General features: G+C 66.7%; 15 protein-coding genes. 8 read left to right on the forward strand and 7 right to left on the reverse strand.

The window, feature by feature from the left end; translation table 11 throughout:
* Nucleotides 1-6 precede the first annotated feature (6 nt).
* From B3D50_RS02490 to B3D50_RS02515, 6 genes are read right to left on the reverse strand one after another with little or no spacing between them, the layout of a single operon-like run.
* The gene (locus B3D50_RS02490) at nt 7-405 is read right to left on the reverse strand and encodes a hypothetical protein (RefSeq protein WP_088411497.1); all 399 of its coding nucleotides are present in this window, start codon (nt 403-405) and stop codon (nt 7-9) included.
* Nucleotides 406-431: 26 nt separating this feature from the next.
* Complete coding sequence (locus B3D50_RS02495) at nt 432-740, reverse strand: hypothetical protein (RefSeq protein ID WP_112999251.1); 309 nt, start codon at nt 738-740, stop codon at nt 432-434.
* A 24-nt stretch (nt 741-764) separates the two neighbouring features.
* Nucleotides 765-1,922, reverse strand: coding sequence for a SctD/MshK family protein (locus B3D50_RS02500; protein WP_286949263.1), 1,158 nt, complete (start codon nt 1,920-1,922; stop codon nt 765-767).
* Between the two features lie 6 nt (nt 1,923-1,928).
* Nucleotides 1,929-3,848: a type III secretion system outer membrane ring subunit SctC gene (gene sctC / locus B3D50_RS02505; RefSeq protein ID WP_286949264.1), complete on the reverse strand. Its 1,920-nt coding sequence runs from the start codon at nt 3,846-3,848 to the stop codon at nt 1,929-1,931.
* 15 nt (nt 3,849-3,863) lie between these two features.
* Nucleotides 3,864-5,888, reverse strand: a complete 2,025-nt coding sequence (locus B3D50_RS02510) for a flagellar biosynthesis protein FlhA (RefSeq protein WP_286949266.1) — start codon at nt 5,886-5,888, stop codon at nt 3,864-3,866.
* A gap of 52 nt (nt 5,889-5,940) precedes the next feature.
* Nucleotides 5,941-6,435 carry a lytic transglycosylase domain-containing protein gene (locus B3D50_RS02515; RefSeq protein ID WP_286949268.1) on the reverse strand — a complete coding sequence of 165 codons (495 nt, stop codon included), beginning with the start codon at nt 6,433-6,435 and terminating at the stop codon, nt 5,941-5,943.
* Nucleotides 6,436-6,926: 491 nt separating this feature from the next.
* On the opposite strand from B3D50_RS02515, the gene B3D50_RS02520 reads away from it, so the two are divergent.
* The 5 genes from B3D50_RS02520 (at nt 6,927) to B3D50_RS02540 (ending at nt 13,386) form a co-directional block, all read left to right on the forward strand.
* The gene (locus B3D50_RS02520; RefSeq protein ID WP_286949270.1) at nt 6,927-8,135 is read left to right on the forward strand and encodes an EscU/YscU/HrcU family type III secretion system export apparatus switch protein; all 1,209 of its coding nucleotides are present in this window, start codon (nt 6,927-6,929) and stop codon (nt 8,133-8,135) included.
* Nucleotides 8,132-8,530, forward strand: coding sequence for a flagellar biosynthetic protein FliO (locus B3D50_RS02525; protein ID WP_286949271.1), 399 nt, complete (start codon nt 8,132-8,134; stop codon nt 8,528-8,530). Before B3D50_RS02520 ends, B3D50_RS02525 begins: the two co-directional genes overlap by 4 nt.
* A gap of 86 nt (nt 8,531-8,616) precedes the next feature.
* Entirely contained in the window at nt 8,617-9,294 is a 678-nt protein-coding gene (locus B3D50_RS02530) for a hypothetical protein (protein ID WP_269300296.1), read from the forward strand.
* A gap of 97 nt (nt 9,295-9,391) precedes the next feature.
* Complete coding sequence (locus B3D50_RS02535; protein WP_269300297.1) at nt 9,392-10,147, forward strand: DUF6683 family protein; 756 nt, start codon at nt 9,392-9,394, stop codon at nt 10,145-10,147.
* 386 nt (nt 10,148-10,533) lie between these two features.
* A complete protein-coding gene (locus B3D50_RS02540) occupies nt 10,534-13,386 on the forward strand; it encodes a TonB-dependent receptor plug domain-containing protein (protein ID WP_286949272.1) in 2,853 nt (950 codons plus the stop codon).
* Between the two features lie 145 nt (nt 13,387-13,531).
* Here B3D50_RS02540 and B3D50_RS02545 read toward each other — a convergent pair whose 3' ends face one another.
* Complete coding sequence (locus B3D50_RS02545; protein WP_286949273.1) at nt 13,532-15,871, reverse strand: S9 family peptidase; 2,340 nt, start codon at nt 15,869-15,871, stop codon at nt 13,532-13,534.
* A 153-nt stretch (nt 15,872-16,024) separates the two neighbouring features.
* On the opposite strand from B3D50_RS02545, the gene B3D50_RS02550 reads away from it, so the two are divergent.
* The 3 genes from B3D50_RS02550 to B3D50_RS02560 all read left to right on the forward strand — a co-directional run bounded on the left by B3D50_RS02550 (nt 16,025) and on the right by B3D50_RS02560 (nt 19,545).
* Nucleotides 16,025-17,053 (forward strand): Ldh family oxidoreductase, encoded by a 1,029-nt coding sequence (locus B3D50_RS02550; RefSeq protein WP_286949275.1) that lies wholly within the window; start codon nt 16,025-16,027, stop codon nt 17,051-17,053.
* 49 nt (nt 17,054-17,102) lie between these two features.
* Complete coding sequence (locus tag B3D50_RS02555) at nt 17,103-18,542, forward strand: aldehyde dehydrogenase family protein (protein WP_286949276.1); 1,440 nt, start codon at nt 17,103-17,105, stop codon at nt 18,540-18,542.
* A 73-nt stretch (nt 18,543-18,615) separates the two neighbouring features.
* On the forward strand, nt 18,616-19,545 hold the full coding sequence (locus tag B3D50_RS02560; RefSeq protein ID WP_286949278.1) for a dihydrodipicolinate synthase family protein: 930 nt from the start codon (nt 18,616-18,618) through the stop codon (nt 19,543-19,545).
* Nucleotides 19,546-19,548: the final 3 nt, after the last annotated feature.

A 19,548-nucleotide genomic window follows, 5' to 3' on the forward strand; every position in this document is an offset into this window, starting at 1 on the left:
CCTCCCTCAGGACTGTTGCCGGAATAGCTGCTGCAGGCCGTCCGAGGTGCGGTTGGCCATGTTGGAGGTGAGCTGGCAGTTGAACATGAACTCGTGCGCGCGGACGGTCATCATGACCATTTCGCCCGGCGTCATGCCGCCGGCCTTGCCCTCGGCCGCCTGGGCCAGGGCGGCGAGGTCCGAGGCCTGGCCGTTCACCTGCTCCAGGGCGCCCATCATGGTCTTCATGACGCCGTTGGGCTCAGTCGGGGCGGCCGGAGCCGACAGGGGCGTGACGTGCAGCAGGTTCTGGAACTGCACTGCCTGACTGAGGGTGGCGTTGTAGGCGACGTCGATCTGCTGTGTCTGGGGTTGCAGCATTTCGGGCGGCATGGCCGCTGCGGCGGCCGAGGCTTCGAAGGACATGGGCCCCTCCTGTTGAAATGAAGGGCTCAGTTCTTGCGAGCCATAGTCTCCAGCGCCTTGCCGACGGAGTCGGTCGAGGTGGAGGAGGAGTTGGCCATGAAGTTCATGCGCATCGACTCGGCGGTCAGCATCGCCATGGTCGAGGGCTTGTCCTCGCCGCCCGGTCCGATCTGCTCGGACAGTTCGACGATGCGGCCGGCCTGGGCGTCCAGGGTCTGGCCCCAGGAATGGGCCATGGCCTCGAACCAGGAGCCGGGGCGGGCCTTGTCGCGCTCGCTGTTCAGACCGGGCGAGACGGCCAGCATGCCGAGGCCGTTCAGACTTTGGGATGACATGGGTATTCTCCTTTTGGGCTGGGGTCAGAAGTTGAGTTCGGAACGGGAGCCGTTGCGCTCGACCAGGACGCGGGTGTCCTCGATGGAGACGATGCGGTGGCCGGTCGGCAGGACGGCGCCGGGGAAGTAGCGGGCGCCGTCGGCGGTGGTGACGTGGCCGCGCTCGCCGCCGATCACCGACACCACCCGCTTGCCGCCGCCCTGCTGAATGTCTTCGAAGCGGCCGCCCTCGTCGGCGCCGGGCAGCATGCTGACGTCGATGCGGCGCAGGCCCTTGATCTCGCCCATGGCCAGCCGCTCCAGGCGGGCGGCCTCGTCCGGGTCGCTGCCGGTGACGTCCAGCCGCACCATGCCTGCGCCGACCGAGCGCGCGGCCGCCTTCACGCCGTTGGCGAGGTAGAGCTCCTCGACCTGGCGGGCGATGCCGTCGTGGGTCTGAAGCTCCAGGCGAGGGCGCCATTCGCGGGCGGCCAGGATACGTTGCAGGCGCACGCGCTCGGCGTCCGAGGCCAGCATCCCCTCGATGCGCAGATCGCCGGCCTCGGTCTTGGTGACGATCAGCTTGTCGAAGCCTTCCTCCGACAGGACGGCCTGGACCTTGGCGGGCTTGGGCTGCGACTTGGGCCAGGCGGGGACGCCCGTGCTGATGGCGAACAGGGCCGAGACGGTGATGACGGCGATCAGCAGAACCGGAACGAACTTGGCCGAGCGCGACACCAGGGCGTTGGTGTTGTTCAGCAGATATTGCCAGTTGCGGCCGTCGTCGGCCGGAGCCGCGTCCTCATCGCCATCATCGTCCGGCAAAGGGCGGGCGGCGGCCAGGATGCGCTCGGCCTCGCTCCAGCGTGGGCTTTCGGCCTCGCCGATGGCGACGGCGTTGTCGCCGATCAGCAGCGGCAGATAGAGGGGCAGGATGGCTTGGGCCGGAGCGGTCAGCTCATGACCCAGCAAGGTCACGGAGCCGGACGTCAGGTCCAGGTCGGCGGCGTCCGCTCGCGCCTTCAACGTCAGCCGCACCCCCTCGGCGCTGGCGTCGCGCAGGACGATGTCGGCGTCGAGGTCATGGCCCACGGCGATGACGCGGCCGCGCTCCAACGGCGCCGAGGCGCCGCGCACGCGCCCGGCCAGGACGCGAAGGACCAGGCTTTCGATCTCGGGTGCGGCGACGGCGTCGGCGGGCATGGCGGATCAGTCCTCGGCCGGTTCATAGGGGGTGAAGCCGGGCGGCGGCGCTTCGCGCACGGCGACGGCGGGCGTGGCGGCCGGGGCGGGCAGGGGGTCGTTCGGCGCCGAACCCTGGTTGAAGCCCATGCGCGATCCGCCCTTGGGCAGGGCCGGGGCGGCGGGCAGGGGCTGGGTCTCGGGCGAGCCGGGAATGGCGCCGAAGTCCAGACGCGGCGCAGGCGCTTCCTCGCCGATGGAGGCCAGGCGCGGCGTGATCAGGAACAGGCGCTCGATCCGGCCCGTCGAACGCTCCGAACGGCGGAACAGCAGGCCCACCGCCGGGATGTCGCCCAGCACCGGCACCTTGGTCACGGCGTTGACGTCCTGCTGCACTACCATGCCGCCCAGCAGCAGGCTCTGGCCTTCCAGGATCATGGCCTGGGTGTTCAGGGCCGCGCGCTGCACGACCGGGATGTCGTCGACGTCGGCGTCGGTCAGCGAGCCGTCCTCGATCTGGATCTGCATCCGGATACGGGTCTGGTTCTGGTCGCGCAGGACGTGGGGCGTGACCTTCAGCGTGGTCCCGGCGGTGACGTTGTAGAGGTCGACGTCCCGTTCGCCCTCCAGGCCGACGTAGAAGCTGCGGGTGTTCTCGAACAGGGCCTGGACGTTAGACAGGGTGACGATCTGCGGCCGCGAGACGATGCGGGCGACGCCCTCGTCCTCCATCGCCGTGATGCGCGAGACGAAGTAGTCGCCGTTGCCGATGATGGTTGAGATGGCCAGGCCGTCGTTGCGCGGGGTGATGTCCTGGCCCCGGCGCAGGCGTTCGTCGTTGCGCGTGCCGTCGCCGAACAGAATCCCGCCGCGCCCGTCGTCGAAACGCCAGCTGATGCCCAGCTTGCGTGCGCGGGTCGTGTCGATGTCGATGATGGTGGCCTGGATCTCGAGAAGCTGCGGCTCCTTGTCCAGGGCGGCGATCAGCGCCTCATAGGCCCCCATGCGGTCGGCCGTGTCGCGCACGATGACGGCGTTCAGGCGCGTGTCGGCCTGGATGCGCGCGTGCTGGACCGGCGCGCCGCCCGCCATCTGTTCATCGGCCAGCGCCAGGCCCAGCGTGTCCGGCGTGGGGGTGAAGCCGCCGTCGACATAGCTGGCGTCCATCAGGCCGTTCTGCGCCGCGCCTTGCGAGGCCAGGCCCTGACCGCGCAGGCCCCCGACGCGCGGCGAGCGGCGGGTCTCGATGCGCCGGGCGACGGCGCCGTTCGGGTCGTTGCTGACCATGGCGCGCAGGATGGAGGCGACGCCCGGAATGGTGACCTCGCTCTGGGCCGTCTCGAAGGTCACGTCGTCAGCCCAGGCGTAGCGCAGGGTGAAGACGCGGTATTCGTAGGTCGGCTGGGCGGCTTCGGCGCGGGCGCCGGGACCGGCGCGGGCGATCTCGTCGATCTGCTGGATGAAGCGGCGCGTGCCGTTGGCGACCAGCATCTGCCCGGCGGGCTGCAGGGTGTTGCGGCTGTCCAGCAGGCCCATTTCCTGCGCTGTGGCGCGCACGCGGCGCAGCATCTGCGGCGAGGCGGGGATCGACTGGCTGGTCAGTTCGGAGGTCTGATAGATGTAGACCGCCCCGCCGTCGTAATAGGCCACCAGGTCGAAGGCGTCGGCCACCTGGCTGAAGATGGTCGAAGCCGGGCCGCTGAAGGCGCCGTTCACCGTGCCGCGCAGGTTGGGGCTGATGATGACCGGCACGCCTAGTTGGCCGAAGAAGCTCTGCAGGAACTGACCCACCGGCTGCTCGCGCGGGGCGATCTGCAGCGTCTGGTTGCCGATCGGCGGGTCGCCCGCCGCAGCGGGCGCGGACAGGCCGAGCAGCGTGGCCAAGGAAGCCATGGCCAGGAGGGCGGTCTTGAAGCTCTGGCGAGCGGTGGGCGTCTTGATCGTCATGCAGGGTCCGTCGTTTCAGGCCGCAGCGGCCGTGGAGGCGGGGGGAGCGGAGGGGGCGGGAACAGCCGCCGGCGTCGCCGCGTCGAGGTCGGGCAGGGCGACCCGGCCGACGATCTCGAGCTTCAGGCTGGGCAGCAACTCGTGGAACGACAGGGCGGGGGTGTCGAACAGTTCAGGCTCGACCAGCTTGCGGATGTGACGGCGCAGGTCGATGGCGGCCAGCACGGCGTCGGCCTCCGTATCGCGCACGGTCTTCTGCACGGCCTCGATGATCTGGCGGGCCATGTCCGGCTCCAGCGCCAGCTGTTGTCCGGCGCCGCCGACGCGGATGGATTCGCGCAGGTGCTTCTCCAGCGCGGGCTCCAGCACGGCGGCCTTCAGCACGCCGTCGGGGGCGTAGCGGTGGCTGATCTGGCGACGCAGGGCCACGCGGGCGAACTCGGTCAGGGCCAGCGGATCCTTCTCGCGCTGACCGGCGTCGGCCAGGGATTCCAGGATGTCGCGCAGGTTGCGCAGCGGCACCTCTTCCTCGGCCAGACGGCGCATGATTTCGGCGATGCGGGCCAAGGGCAGGGCGCGCGCGACCTCCTTGACCACCTCGGGATAGCTCTCGCCCGCGCGGTTCAGCAGGATCGAGGCCTCCTGAATGCCGATGAACATCCCCGCGTTGCGGCGCAGCAGGCCGCGCACCCCGGCCAGAGTCGCATCCAGCGCATCTTCGGCCGGGCCGGGATCGCCCGCGCCCAGAGGCGCCTCGAACGCCATTAGCCGCCAGCGGTCGGCCGCCTCGGCCGGGCCGTAGCGCACGGTCACGCGCGGCAGGGCCACGCCCAGCGACGCCTCGAACTCGTCCAGCAGGGTCTCCAGGGCGGCGGTCAGGCGCTCCGGATCGGTCGCGCGCAGGGCGCGGCCGTCGATCTCCAGCAGCAGAGGCGTCATGGCGGCGCTCTCGGTCGGGCGCGTCTGGGTCGAGGCGATCGGGCCGTCGGCTTCGGCGGCGGCGCGGCCGCTCAGGGCCTTGACCTTGCGCCCGGCCGACTTGCGCCAGCGCGGCTCGATCATGATGGAGGCGGTCATGGCCGCCGCGCCCAGCAGCAGGAAGACCACGGTCGGAAAGCCCGGCACCAGGGCCAGCAGCCAGCACATCCCGCCCGCGACCAGGAAGACCTTGGGCTGGGCCGACAACTGACGATGCATCGAGGCGCCCAGGTGGGCGTCGGTCTCGGAATCGCCGCCGCGCGTCACCAGCAGGCCCGCCGACATGGCCGCCAGCAGGGCCGGGATCTGCATCACCATGCCGTCGCCGATGGTCAGGATGGAGTATTTCTGGACCGCCGCGCCGAAATCCATGCCGTTCTGCAACATGCCCACGGCCAGGCCGCCCAGCAGGTTGATCACCACGATGATGATCCCGGCGATGGCGTCGCCCTTCACGAACTTCATCGCGCCGTCGAGATTGCCGTTCAGCTTGCTCTCCATCTCGAGCAGGCGGCGACGGCGCTTGGCCTCGTCCTTGTCGATCAGGCCCGAGCGCAGGTCGGAATCGATCGACAGCTGTTTGCCCGGCATGGCGTCCAGGCTGAAGCGGGCGGCGACCTCGGCCACCCGTTCGGCGCCCTTGGCGATGACGATGAACTGCACGACGGTGATGATCAGGAAGACCACCAGGCCGACGACCAGATTGCCGCCCGCCACCATGTTGCCGAAGGTGTTGATGATCGCCCCGGCATGGCCTTCCAGCAGGATCATCCGCGTCGTCGCGATCGATAGCGCCAGCCGGAACAGGGTCGTGATCAGCAGCAGGCTGGGGAAGACCGAGATGTCGACGATCGAGGCGATGTAGATCGACACCAGCAGCATCACCACGCCCGCGCTGATGTTGATGGCCACCAGGGCGTCGATCGCCAGCGACGGCAGGGGCATGATCATCATGGCGATGATCGCCGCCACCCCCGCCACCAGGAACAGGTCCGAATAGCGGCCGACGCCTCCGCCGTTTTGGCGCAGGCCCAGCAGTTTCAGCGGGCTGGCGAGGGACATGGACGCGCCTTGTGGCTGCCGGCGGATCAGGCCGAACGGAGATCGTTGAGAGCTATCGGAAGGAGGAACGGCGGGCGGTGAGGAGCTGGTCGTAGCGAGCCATGACCTTGCGGACGTAGTCCTGGGTCTCGCGGTAGGGCGGGATGTTGCGGCCGTAACGCTGCACGGCGCCTTCGCCCGCGTTGTAGGCGGCCAGCACCAGGCGCAGGTCGTTGCCGAACAGGCCCTGAAGCGTCTTCAGGTAGCGCGAGGCGGCGCGAATGTTGGTCTCCGGCTCGTGCAGCCGCATCTCGTCGGCGACGCCGAAGCGGCGGCCGGTGGCGGGCATCACCTGCATCAGGCCGCGCGCGCCGACGGGTGAGCGGGCGTTGGGATTGTCGGCGGATTCGACGCTGATGATCGCCTGCAGCAGGGCCGGGTCAATGTCGTGCTCGCGCGCCGCCGCGACGATCAGATCGCCGTGCGGCGTCCGGCTGCGATGCGCGCCCGCGTTGATCGTCGGGGAGCGGCGCGTGTAAAAAACAGCGGTTTCCGAGGAACCGATCACCTCGGTCGGCGACTGATTGTCATAGATCAGCAGTTGCTGGGCCGCCTGCGCCTCCCGCGGCGCGGGTGTCGAGCAAGGCTCTGATCCGAACGCTCCGCTTCCCAGCGCCAGGGAAAACTGGGTGACGGAAGCGGCTGAAGCGACCAGCTGCGACGAGGTAGCGCTGCAGTCTTCCGCAATTGCGGAATGATTCCATACAGTAATTATAAGTATTACTGTGCCTGTTACCGAGCAAAATTGTCTCACTTCGTATTTCGCCCGAAGCTATGTGAATTTCGATCTTGTGTGACAGCGATATTATTGCTCATGAATGTTGTCAACGAGATCGGTAATGAAAATTTTTGCCAGTAGGGTTAACCCTAGCTTGCTTTTTATCTGAAGCGATCAGAGTGCGGATAAAGGATAAGCTTGACCATAAGCTGTGCTGTTTCTGTATTCGGCAAGGCTTGTTTCTGGTGTTTTTTCTAGTTGTTCGATGAGGCGGAGCGCAGGTGGCGGAGAAGAACGACGGCGGCGACAAGACAGAGCGGCCGACGCCGAAACGGCTTCAGGACGCGCGCAAGAAGGGCGACGTCGCCAAGAGCAAGGACGTCGGCTCTACCGCCGTGCTGCTGGCCTGGCTGCTGGTCGGCCTGATGCTGGCGGGGGCGGTGTTCGAGAATTTCGCCGCCCTGTTCGACGACGTGTTCCGCGTGATGGATCAGCCGTTCGGCGACGCCTTCGAGCAGGTCGCCTGGTCGGCGGCGCGGCGGTTTGTCTATCTGACGGCGCTGCTGCTGTTGCCGGTGGCCCTGTTCGCGTCGCTGATGGAGTTCCTGCAGACCGGGCCGGTCTTCACGCTGGAGAAGATGACGCCCAAGCTGGACCACCTGAACCCCGGCGAGGGGTTGAAGCGGATGTTCAACACCGACAACCTGTTCGAGGTGGCGAAATCGCTGGTGAAGACAGCTCTGCTGCTGGGGCTGGCGGGGCTGATCCTGTTCGGCCAGTTCGATCGCATCCTGCGCCTGCCGGCGGCCCAGCCGGGCGAGGTGCTGGGCGCGTTCGGCGCGGCGGGGTTTCACCTGCTGGGCTGGACCCTGGTGGTCTTCGTCTTCGTCGCCATCCTGGATTCGGCCTATCAGCGCTTCAGCTTCATGAAGCGGCTGAGGATGAGCCGACGCGACATCCGCCAGGAAGCCAAGGACATGGAGGGCGATCCCACGGTCAAGGCGCGACGCCGTGAACTGGCTCAGGAGTGGGCGCAGTCCAGCGCCGTCGGATCGGTGCGCGGTGCCGCCGCCCTGGTGGTCAATCCGACCCACATCGCCGTGTCCCTGGCCTATGATCCCGGCGAGCACGTGGTGCCGGTGGTGGCGGGCAAGGGCGACGGCCTGATCGCGCGCGCCATGCGCGGCATGGCAGAGCGCGAAGGGGTGCCGATCATCCGCAACGTCCCCCTGGCCCGCGCCCTGCACGAACAGGTGCCGGTCGAGGCCGTGGTGCCCGAAGACATGTTCGCCGCCGTCGCCGAAGTGATCCTGACGGCGCGCCGCCTGCGCGACGAAGCGGCGCGCGGCGAGACGCTCGCCCCGGTCGACCTGTCGGACGAAGGCGAAGGACTGGGCGACGCCGCCGGGTCCGAGGACGCTTTTCGCCGCGCGCCCCTCTTTCCCGCCATGCCGGACGACGGCGTGGCTTCCGCCTCGGAGACCCGATGACGCCGCTCGCCTTGCTGATGGACTTCCTGACCGTTCTGGTCGCCCTGGCCCTTGTGCTGGGCCTGGCCTTCTTCTCGATCCGCATGTTGAAGAAGGTTCAGAGCGGCGCCCCCAGCGGGGATGAAATCCGCTTCATCCGCTCGCTGCCGCTTGGAACGCGCGAGCGGGCGACGGTGGTGGTCTGGCGCGACGAGGTGCTGTTGCTGGGCGTCACGGCGGGCGGGATCGCCGTTCTGGACCGCCGCGCCCGCACGCCCGAAGAAATCGCCGAGGACGCCGCTCGCGCCGAGGCCGCGCGGGTCCAGACGGCGGCCGTCGCCGCCCGCGTCCCGCCGCGCCTGCGCCGCTGGCTAGGGAAGTCCCTAGCTGGGGAACGGCCTGACTACCGAGGATAGGGGGCGGGTGGTTTCGTGAGGTCGTCGGGTTTCCGGGCGAGGCGCCTGGCCGGCGAACCGGAAACGCACAACTTGGAGATTTGGTTATGTCACTTCTTGGCAGCGTCGGCGGCGGCAACCTGTTCAGCACGCTGGTCAGCACAGTAGCGCAAGCTGCTCTGGCGACCGTCACCGGCGGCGCATCGGCCTTGATTCAGGCGGCTCTGACCCAGGTCATTTCGTCGATCGGCCAGCAGGTCTTGCAGCAGGTCGGTCAGGCTTTGAACCTGCCGCAATCGGTCATCGATCTGTCGATCGGCGCCTTTGCGGCGGCGACGGGCAACTCAGCAGGCGCCTTCCAGAGCATCGGCGAATCCGCGGCGGGCCTGGCGCAGGCTACCGGAGGCGGCGCCTTTGAAGCCGGCGGCATCGAGCGTCAGATGAACGACATCGTTCAGGATCTGGTCGACAAGACCCTGGAGAAGGCCCGCACCGGCGGCCGCGATGAAGAAGGCAACGCCGTTCCCGGCGGTCTGAACGGCAAGAGCTTCATGCTGCGTCTGGCCCTGGCTCTGGGCAGCGTCTTGGACGCCAAGATGGAGCGCATGGCCGAGATCGGCGAGAAGATCGACGCCGAAAGCCAGAAGAAGAAGCCCAAGATGGGCAGCCTGTCCGCCGAAATGACGGCTGTCGGCAAGGAGTTGGACTTCGTGTCCCAAGCCCTGAACAACGCCCTGAAGTCGATCGGCGAATCCGCTTCGACCCTGGCTCGCAAGCAGGGCTAAGGCCGAAAGGGCTGATTTGTGGGACGGCGGGCGAAACCTTCGCCCGCCGTCGTGCTTTTGAGGAATGAGCGTTTTTCAGAGTGATGGAGAGGCGGAGATGAGCAGCAAGCAGGTGTTTCTGGCGGGAGCGGTCGCAGCGGTTCTGCTCTGTGCGTCTCAGACTCAGGCTCAGGATTACGCCTTCCAGGGCTTCGCGACGGCGGACGCGATGAACCAGATGCACGCCGCCATGCGCGACAACATGATGGAGTCGTCCTCACAGGCGCGCGCGCCGTCGCGAGGCGGGGCGGCCGCAAGCGCGGCGGCGCAGGGGCGTCGGACGAGGGTGCAGACCACTTATCGTTCCTCGCCGGCCGTCTCGACGCGCGTGCGTGCGCAGTTCGCGGAATTCATAGAGCGGACTTCCGGGCGCGAAGCCGCTGAACGGACGCGTTCAGCTTTTCAGAGCGGCGACCCGATCGCCAGTTGGGCGGGCATCGTGCGCGAGGATGGCCTGCGTACTGGTGATCTGGCCGACGCCATGGCGGCCTATTGGATTCTCAATTGGATCATGGCCAATCAGGGCGACAACAATCGCACGCAGGCGCTGGCCGTACGCGATCAGGTGCGCGGGGTCATCGGCGGGTCGCCCGCCGTGGCGCGACTGGGCGATGCGGGGCGTCAGGAGATGGCCGAGGTGCTGATGCTGAACTTCCTGGTGCAGCAAGCGACTTATGTGGATGCGATGCAGCGGGGTGATCAGGCGATGATGCGGCGTCTGGGCGATGCGGCTGTTGCGCGGTTCCGTAACGAAATGGGTGTTGATCTGCGTCGATTGCAGTTGACCGACGCGGGCCTGGTGTCTGCCTCTTGAAAGGGGCAGGGCGACAGCCCGGAGGCCAAACCTTCAACTGAACCGTCAGCGACGCAGGGGCCGGGCGTGCTGTTTTTTGGCGTGGCGGGTCTGGCGGGGGCAGGCCTGAGCGCCTTGGCGCTTTGGGTCATGGGGCGGCGGCGCGGCCGAAAATAAAGCGAGCTCTTGTGGAACGTTGGCGGGCGACGGTTGTCGCCGCCATGCCGTTTTGCGTTTGCGCGGGAGCGTTCGAAGCGGCCTGCGTCAGGCGCGCTGGACAACATCAGTATATCGTATACCTTATTCTCTCTCTTGAGAAGCTCTCAGGGGAGGGAATAATCATGAATGCGAGTAAGACGCCACGCGCCATCACGGGGCGCTGGAGGAGACGAGTTTTGGCGGCGGGCGTGAGCCTGGGCGCCATCGGCGCGCCGATGGCCGCCTTGGCGCAGAGCGCCGCGCCTGTCGGCGACGAGCCGGCGCAGGTCGATGAGATCGTGGTCACGGGGTCGCGCCTGCAACGCAGCGGGCTGGATGCGCCGACGCCGACCATGGCCATGACAGCTGAGACGATTGAGGCGAAGGGCATCACCAACATCGCCGAGATTCTCAACGAGATGCCTCAGGTGGCGACGGGCCTATCGAACGCCAACACCAGCTACAGCTTCGGCAACATCGGTCTGAACCAGGTCAATCTGCGCAACCTGGGCGTCCGCCGCACCCTGACGATGGTGAACGGCCGCCGCAGGGCCGGCACGCCGGACGACTCCAACTTCCTGGCCTTTGACCTGGGCAATATTCCCGCCGCCCTGGTGAAGCGGGTCGAGGTTCAGACGGGCGGCACCTCGGCCGTTTACGGCGCTGACGCCGTGGCGGGCGTGGTCAACCTGATCCTCAAGGATGATTTCGACGGCTTCGAAGCCAACGTTCAGTACGGTTCGGACGAGGGCGGCGACTACGACACCCTGACCTATGGCCTGACAGCCGGAGTCAACTATGACCGCGGCAACGCCGTTCTGCACGTCAGCCGCACCGAGAGCGGCGGTCTGACGCGCGGCGACCGGGGTTTGGGTACAGCCTATCGCTTCGTGTCGAACCCCGCCAATACGGGGCCTGCCGACGGCATCCCAGCGCGGATTCCCATGCGCGACCTGCGCTATGCCTATTTCGCGCTGGGCACGCCGACGAGCTATCTGCCGTTCGGTGAGAACGGCGCCTGGACGGATGTCATCTTCGATTCGGCCACCCAAACCTTCCGTCCGTTGAAGGCCGGTGAGCGTGGGGTGATCGACCGCTCCTATTCCACGGAAGAGGGCGGAAACCAGAACGCCGACACCCTGGTCGCGCCGCTGGAACGGACCAATGTCTACGCCAAGGCAGACTATCGTCTGACGGACAAGCTGAAGGTCTTCACCGAGGCGGTCTTCGCCGACATCACCGCCCGCGACCGCATCAGCGCAGTGTTTGATTCCAACGCTTCCATATCTATCGACAATCCGCTCATGCCCTCGGCGGTACGAGACGGCTTGGTCGCGGCGGGAAGAAATTCCATGGGGTTCGCCCGCTCGCACGATGAGTTCGGCATGCGCGGCACAGACATGAACCGCAAATACTACAGCATCGCCGCCGGGCTGGAAGGCGAGTTGGGGGAGACGTGGAAGTGGTCTACGGTCTTTGAATACGGCAAGTCGCAGACTTCCAATCGCAATTTGAACGACCGGATCGACGAACGCTGGTTCGAAGCGCTGGACGCCGTGCGTGACCCGTCTAGCGGCGAGATCGTCTGTCGTAGCGTCGAAGCTAGGGCGCGGGGGTGCGTGCCGGTGAACATCTTCGGCCAGGGCACGATTTCGGCCGCAGCCGTCGATTACATCCGCGCCGATCACACCTCGACCACGGACACCAGCCAGACCCTTATCCAAGGCTTGATCGCGGGCGATCTGTTCCAGTTGCCAGCAGGAGCGGTGAAGATGTCGGCGGGCGCTGAATACCGCAAGGACGAGATCGACTTCCGCCCGTCCTACGTCTGGGAAAACGCGCTCGGTTTTTTCGCCAGCCAGTTTTCGCCGATTCAGAAGAGCAACGAGGTTCGCGAAGCCTTCGCTGAGATTCTGGTCCCCCTGGTCCGCGACAAGCCCTTCGTCCACTCGCTGGAGATCGAAGGGGCCTATCGTTTGTCGGACTATGAGCGTGCGGGCAGCGTCGATTCCTGGAAGCTGGCCGGCTCCTGGGCGCCGATTCCGGACATCCGTTTCCGCCTGACCAAGGCGACCGCCGTGCGCGCGCCGTCGCTGGGCGAGATGTTCAATCCGGGCAGCCGCGGCGCGGCGGGCCTGAGCGACCCCTGCGATCCCAGTCTGCTGGACAGCGGCACGGAAAACCGGCGCAAGAACTGTCTGGCCCTGGGCTTCGACCCCGTCACCTGGGATCCGATCACGCGCCGCATGACCACCCTGGTGTTCAGCACGGGCAATCCTGATCTGGATGTCGAGGAAGCCGACACCATGACGGTTGGAGCGGTGGTGCGTCCGCGCTTCTTGCCGGGGTTCGCCTTCTCGACCGATTACTACAAGATCAAGCTGGACGGCGGCATCTCCCGCATCGGCGCCCAGCAGACCGTCGACAACTGCGTCGACCTGCCGTCGCTGGACAACCAGTTCTGCGGCATGCTGACCCGCAAGCCGGACGGCAATCTGTATGAGGTGCTCGACAGCTATATCAACGTCGCCTCGTTCGAGGTAGAGGGCGTCGATTTCGAGGCTACCTATCACGCTGAGCTGGCCGATCTTCTGCGGCGCGACGGCGACCTGGGCCGCATCAGCCTGCAGGGCGTCGCCTCTTACCTGAAGCACAACATCTTCATTGATCGGGATGTGGCGACGGGCGACGAGACCGCCTTCGACTATGCCGGCGAGGCGGCTAATCCCAAGTGGCGCGGCATGTTGAACGCCACCTATTATCGCGGGCCGATCCAGGTGAACTGGTCCAGCCGTTTCGTTGATGAGACGGTGACGAACAACCGGCTGCCGAACCCGGCCGAAGACATCGGCAGCTACTACAACATTCCATCGGTCTGGTATCACGACCTGTCGGTCGCGGTGGATACGCCGATGGACGTCCGGTTTACGGCCGGTATCCGCAATCTGTTCAACGAAGGGCCGCGTGATCACCCCTCGACCGCGCGCGGCAACCTGGGGATGGACGACCTGATCGGTCGCTTCTTCTTCCTGGGCGCCAAGTGGCGCTTCGGCGGACAGTAGGCGCAAGTTCCCCAGTCTTGACGCCGGGAAAGGGGCGGGCGCCGACCGCCCCTTTTCTTTGCGCTGAATCTGGAGCCGCGCATTTCAGGCATGAAAAAGGCGGGTCGCTGGACCCGCCTTTTCCGTTTGCGCCGTCACCAGGGCCTTAGTCGAAGGCGCGCATCTGGTAGGCGGGCGGCGGGGTCTCGTGCAGCAGTTCCCGCACGAAGAAATCCCAGCGCCGCCGCTGATAATAGGGCACGGCGTCTAGATAGTGATCGGCGTTGGGCACCATCAGGAAATCGAAGTCCTTGTTGGCCTTGATAAGCGCGTCGACCAGCCGCAGTGAGGCGGCAGGCGGCACATTCTCGTCCAGCTCTCCGTGGGCGACGAACAGGCGGCCTTCCAGCTTGGGCGCCCAGGTGATGTTGGAGTTTTCGTCGTAGATCGGGCCCAGTTGCTCGCCCATCCACTGTTCGTTCCAGACCGCCTTGTCCAGGCGATTGTCGTGGTTGCCGGAGGCGGTGACGCCGACCTTGTAGAATTCGGGATGACGGGTCATGGCGCGCATCACGTCATAGCCCCCAGCCGAAAAGCCGTAGATGCCGACCCGCTCGACGTCCATCCAGGGGTTGCGGGAAGCGATATCGCGGATTCCGGCGATGTGGTCCTCCAGTCCGACGCCATGCAGATTTTTGTAGGCGACCTGCTGGAACGCGCGCGAACGGCCCCAGGTGCCGCGGCCGTCGATGGTCACGGCGATGACGCCCAACTGGGCGATGGAGTTGGCGTTGCGCGAGGTCATCGCCGCCTCGAAGGACTTGGGCGTCATCACATGGTGGGGCCCGGTGTAGATGTCCTCGATGACCGGATAGCGTTTGGCCGGGTCGAAATCTGCGGGTTTGAACAGGGCGCCGTAGATCGGCGTCACGCCGTCGGCCGCCAAGGTCTGGAACGGCTCGGGCAGCCGATAGCCGGCGGCCAGATACGCGCTGATGTCGGCGCGACCCAATTCCATGACTATGCGCCCGTCGCTGGACCGGCGCAGCACCGAACGGGTCGGCTGGTCGATCGTCGACATATTGTCCACGAAGAAGCGGCCGTCAGGCGAGACCGAGACATCGTGATCCATCGCCTCGGGCGTCAGCAGCCGCGGCTGTCCGCCCGTCGTGGGAACGGAATAGAGATGTCGCAGATAGGGATCGCGGCCGGTCTCGCGGCCCGAGCCGATGACCAACAGGCGTTTGGCCTTGTGATCGGCGCCCGCCACGGATCGGGCGCGCCAGTCGCCGGACGTGATCTGTCGCCGTTCGCCCGTCCTAGCATCGACGGCGTAGATATGGGCGAAGCCGTCTGGATCCGCCGTCCAGTAGTGGGTGTCCGACTTGTCATCATAGGACCAGTGGTGGCCGTAGAAGTCGACATAGGTGTCAGAACGATCCTCAGTCAGCAGGCGCGTCTCGCCGGTCTCGGCTTCGATGCGATGAAGTTGCAGAGCTCCGTAGCCCCGCACGGCGAAGCGCTCGAAGACAGCGCGGCTGTCGGCGCTCCATTCATAATAGGGGCCGCCATAGTAGAGGATGGGCCGGGCCGGGGTCTGCATGGGAATGCTGCGGCCGGTGGCGACTTCGAAGATGAAGCCCTGCGCCGACGCCGTCTCAGTGTCGCCGGTCAAGGGGTAGAGGTAGTCCAGAACGCGCGGCGGTCCGCCGTCCTTGGGCGTGGACTGCACTAACGACAGGCGTCGCGCTTCTTCGCGGTTGATGCGGTAGGTGGCGAGATAGCGTGAGTCGGGCGACCATCGGATCGCTGGGCGCACCACGGGGTCTGACGTGCCCTGGGCCACCATGTCGTTGAGGTTGATCAGCGGGGTGGCGTAGGGCGAGGCGGCGCCGTCCTGGGTCAGGCGTCGCTCGGCGTTGTCCGCTGTTGAAATCAGGATCAGATCGCCGTCGCGCACCACGGCGCGCCACCGGCCGTCGGGAGATTCGACGCCCTTGTCCTTGTCCAGCGCTTCGTCGATCGCCTCGACGACCCCGGTGGCGGGATCGAAGCGCCAGCTACGGCCGCTATGGGCGAACTCCAGACGGCGGGTCTCAGTATCGACCTTGAGGCGTTTGAGCTCCAGGTTTTGACGCAACAACGGCTTGCCTGCGGCGGCCGCCAGTCGGGCAGTCAGAACATCATGATCGAACAGGGGGCGGATCTGACCCGAAAGAGGATCGACTTGCACATAGTCGCGTCCGGCGGGCGTTCGCCGCTCGAACCAGAACTCCGAGCCTTCGCCGATCCATTGCGGCCGGACGCTGAGCCCGAAGATAAGTTCATCGACATGCTGCGGCAGGACCGCCTCGGCTCTGCGGTAGACCTCGGCGGACATGGCTGTCGCTGAAGTTCGGGCGGCGGCGGCAGGCCCCGCTGGTGCGGTTTCAGCGAAGGCGGGCGTCAGGGCCAGCGGCGCAGCGCTGGTCATCAGCAGCACGGCCAGGGCGGATAGGCGCTTCATAGGTTTCTCCCCCTCAAAATCGGATACAGTATCTGATAATGAAGTGGTGAAGCTGAACGGCGCCGACGTCAAGCGCCGGTTTATTGCGATTGGGCTTGATGTTTTCCATGCGCACCGGCAACTTCGTATACGATTCAAGGTCGGGAGAGTGATGTGAGCGTGTTTGAGGCCCAGGAGACGGTCGCCCTGTCGATTGACGAGGTGTTCGCCCTGTCGCGGCGGGTGCTGATGGGGGCAGGGCTGTCGGAACCGCACGCCGAGGCGGTGGCCCGCGCCATCACGGCGGGCGAGCGGGACGAGTGCGCCTCGCACGGGCTTTACCGGCTGCCGGGATGCGTCATGACGATCCGCTCGGGCAAGCTGTCGCGGGACGCGGAGCCTGTGGTCGAGGATGCGTCGCCCGCTCTGGTGCGGGTCGATGCGCGTCATGCCTATTCCCTGTTGGCGTTCGAGCGGGCGGCGCCATTGTTGGCGCAGAAGGCCAAGGCGGTCGGGGTGGCGGCGCTGGTCATCAACAACTGCTTCCATTTTTCTGCCCTGTGGCCCGAGATCGAGCAGTTGACGGAAATGGGCGTGGCGGCGCTGGCCATGACGCCCAGCCATTCGTGGGTGGCGCCGGCGGGCGGCAGGAAAGGGCTGCTGGGCACCAATCCGATCGCCTTCGGCTGGCCGCGGCCGGGGCCGTATCCCTACGTCTTCGACTTCGCCACAAGCGCCATCGCGCGCGGAGACATGGCGCTGCACGACATCGCCGGAAAGCCGATCCCCGAGGGCTGGGGCGTGGACGCCGAAGGGCGGCCGACGACGAATGCGCGCGCGGCGCTGGACGGGGCCATGCTGACCTTCGGCGGACATAAGGGCTCGGCCCTGTCGACGATGATCGAGCTGATGGCGGGGCCGTTGATCGGCGATCTGACCAGCCGCGAGTCGATGGCCTTTGACGACGGCGCCAAGGCGGCGCCCATGCATGGCGAGCTGATCCTGGCCTTTGATCCAGCCGTTATGGGCGGAGGCGACGCCGAGGCGAACGCCGCGCGGGCCGAGGCGCTGTTCGCCGCCTTCGCCGATCAGGGCGCGCGGCTGCCGTCGCAGCGCCGCTATAAAGCGCGGGCGCGTAGCCTCGAGCATGGGGTGCGCACGCCCAAGGTGCTCTATGATCAGATTCAGGCCCTGGGCTTCTGACTTCTTTCCTATCTTCTGACGATACCGACGCACGGACGAAAGATACGCCATGACTGCGACCATCGAACTGAGCCACTGGATCAACGGCGAGCGCCGGGGGGCGGGAACGGTCGAGAGCCTGAACCCGTCCGACACGCGCGAGGTCGTGGCCCTGGCGCCCGAAGGCGGCGTGGCCGAGGTCGATGAGGCGGTGGCGGCGGCCTCGGCGGCGTTCGACGGTTGGGCGGGCGCTTCGCCTGAGGTGCGCTCGGACGTGCTGGACCGCGCCGGGACGCTGCTGATGGAGCGGCGCGAGGCGGTCGGCCGTCTGCTGTCTCGCGAAGAGGGCAAGACCCTGGCCGAGGGCGTCGGCGAGACGGCGCGCGCCGCCCGCATCCTGAAATACTTCGCCGGCGAGGCCCTGCGCCTGCACGGTCAGAACCTGGCCTCGACCCGGCCGGGGGTGGAGGTGCAGACCTATCGCCAGCCGGTCGGGGTCTTCGGCCTGATCACGCCGTGGAACTTCCCCATCGCCATTCCGGCGTGGAAGGCGGCGCCGGCGCTGGCCTTCGGCAATACGGTGGTGATCAAGCCCGCCAGCCATACGCCCGCGACGGCCGAAGCTCTGGTCGCCATCCTGCATGAGGCGGGGCTGCCCAAGGGCGTGCTGAACCTGGTCATCGGGGGCGGCCGGGTGGGGCAGGCCCTCGTCGACCACAAGGATGTGGCGGGCGTCAGCTTCACCGGCTCGCAAGGGGTCGGCGCGGGCGTCGCTGCCGGGGCCGCCGCGAGACAGGCGAGGGTGCAGCTGGAGATGGGCGGTAAGAACCCGCTGATCGTGCTGGACGACGCCGACCTGGACCGGGCGGTGAACATCGCGCTGGACGGCAGCTTCTTTGCGACGGGGCAGCGCTGTACAGCGTCCAGCCGCCTGATCGTGCAGGATGGAATCCACGACCGCTTTGTGGCGGCGCTGGCCGAGAAGGTCGCCGCATTGCGCGTCGGTAACGCCCTCGAACCCGACACCCAGGTCGGTCCGGCGGTCAGCGAGGCGCAGCGCGAGACCTCCTATCGCTATATCGATATCGCCGCGTCGGAGGGCGGGCGCGTCGTCACCGGCGGCGGTCGCCTGAACCGCGAAGCGCCCGGCTGGTATGTCGAGCCGACCCTGATCGCGGACACAGATCCGGCCATGCGCATCAATAATGAAGAGGTGTTCGGTCCCGTAGCCTCGACCATCCGCGTCAAGGATTACGAAGAGGCGCTGGCCGTCGCCAACGGCGTCGAGTTCGGCCTGTCGGCGGGTATCGTCACCCAGTCGCTGAAGCACGCGCGGGATTTCCAGCGCCGCGCAAAGGCGGGGATGACCATGGTCAATCTGGCCACGGCGGGCGTCGACTATCACGTGCCGTTCGGCGGCACGAAGGCCTCGTCCTACGGCCCCCGCGAGCAAGGCTTTGCGGCGGCCGATTTCTTCACCCTGACCAAGACCAGTTACAGCGCCGGATAGGCGAACTTCGCTTGACTTCGTCCTCGATCAGATATCGTATACGAAAATAAATCTGCTTTAGGAGGAGTAGCTTATGGCTGGGGCGAAGTTGGACTGGACCGGGGTGATCCCGGCGGCGACCACGCAATTCGATGAGGCGCTGGCGGTCGACCTGGACGCCACCCAGACGGTGCTGGACGGCCTGATCAAGGACGGCGTCGACGCCATCATCGTCATGGGCACGGTCGGCGAGAACAACTCGCTTGAGCCGGAAGAAAAGCGCGCCGTGCTGAAGGCGGCGGTCGAGGTCGCTGACGGCCGCGTGCCGATCATCACCGGGGTCAGCGAACTGACGACGGCGCGGGCCGAACGCTACGCCAAGGACGCCGAGGATATCGGCGTGGACGCCCTGATGGTGCTGCCGGCCATGGTCTATGTGCCGACGCAGGCGGAGCTGGAGGCCCACTTCCGCGCCGTGGCGGGGGCCAGCGGCCTGCCCAACATGCTCTACAACAACCCGCTGATGTATCGGCAGACGCTGAACAACGACGACCTGCGTCGCTTGTCGGACGTGCCGAACATCGTGGCCCTGAAGGAAAGCGCTCCGGACTCGCGGCGCATCACCGACATCTTCAACGAACTGGGCGACCGTTACGCGGTCATGGTCGGTCTGGATGATGTGGCGCTGGAAGGCATGATCCTGGGCGCCAAGGGGTGGGTGTCGGGCCTGACCAACGCCTTCCCCGAAGAGTCGGTGGCCCTGGTCAAGGCGGTCAAGGACGGCGACATCGCTCGCGCGCTGGAGATTTATCGCTGGTTCATGCCGCTGCTGCACCTGGATTCGGTTTCGGATCTGGTCCAGTCGATCAAGCTGTCCGAAATGATCATGGGCCGGGGCAGCGAGCGGGTCCGTATGCCGCGCATGCCGCTGGCGGGCGCGCGCCGGGCCGAGGTCATCGCCATGGTGGAGAAGGCGGCGGAAACGCGCCCGATCGGCTCGGGCAAGGCTGTGAAGATCGTCTGATCG

This window comes from Brevundimonas sp. UBA7507, from assembly GCF_002478355.1.
GTDB classification, from domain to species: domain Bacteria; phylum Pseudomonadota; class Alphaproteobacteria; order Caulobacterales; family Caulobacteraceae; genus Brevundimonas; species Brevundimonas diminuta_D.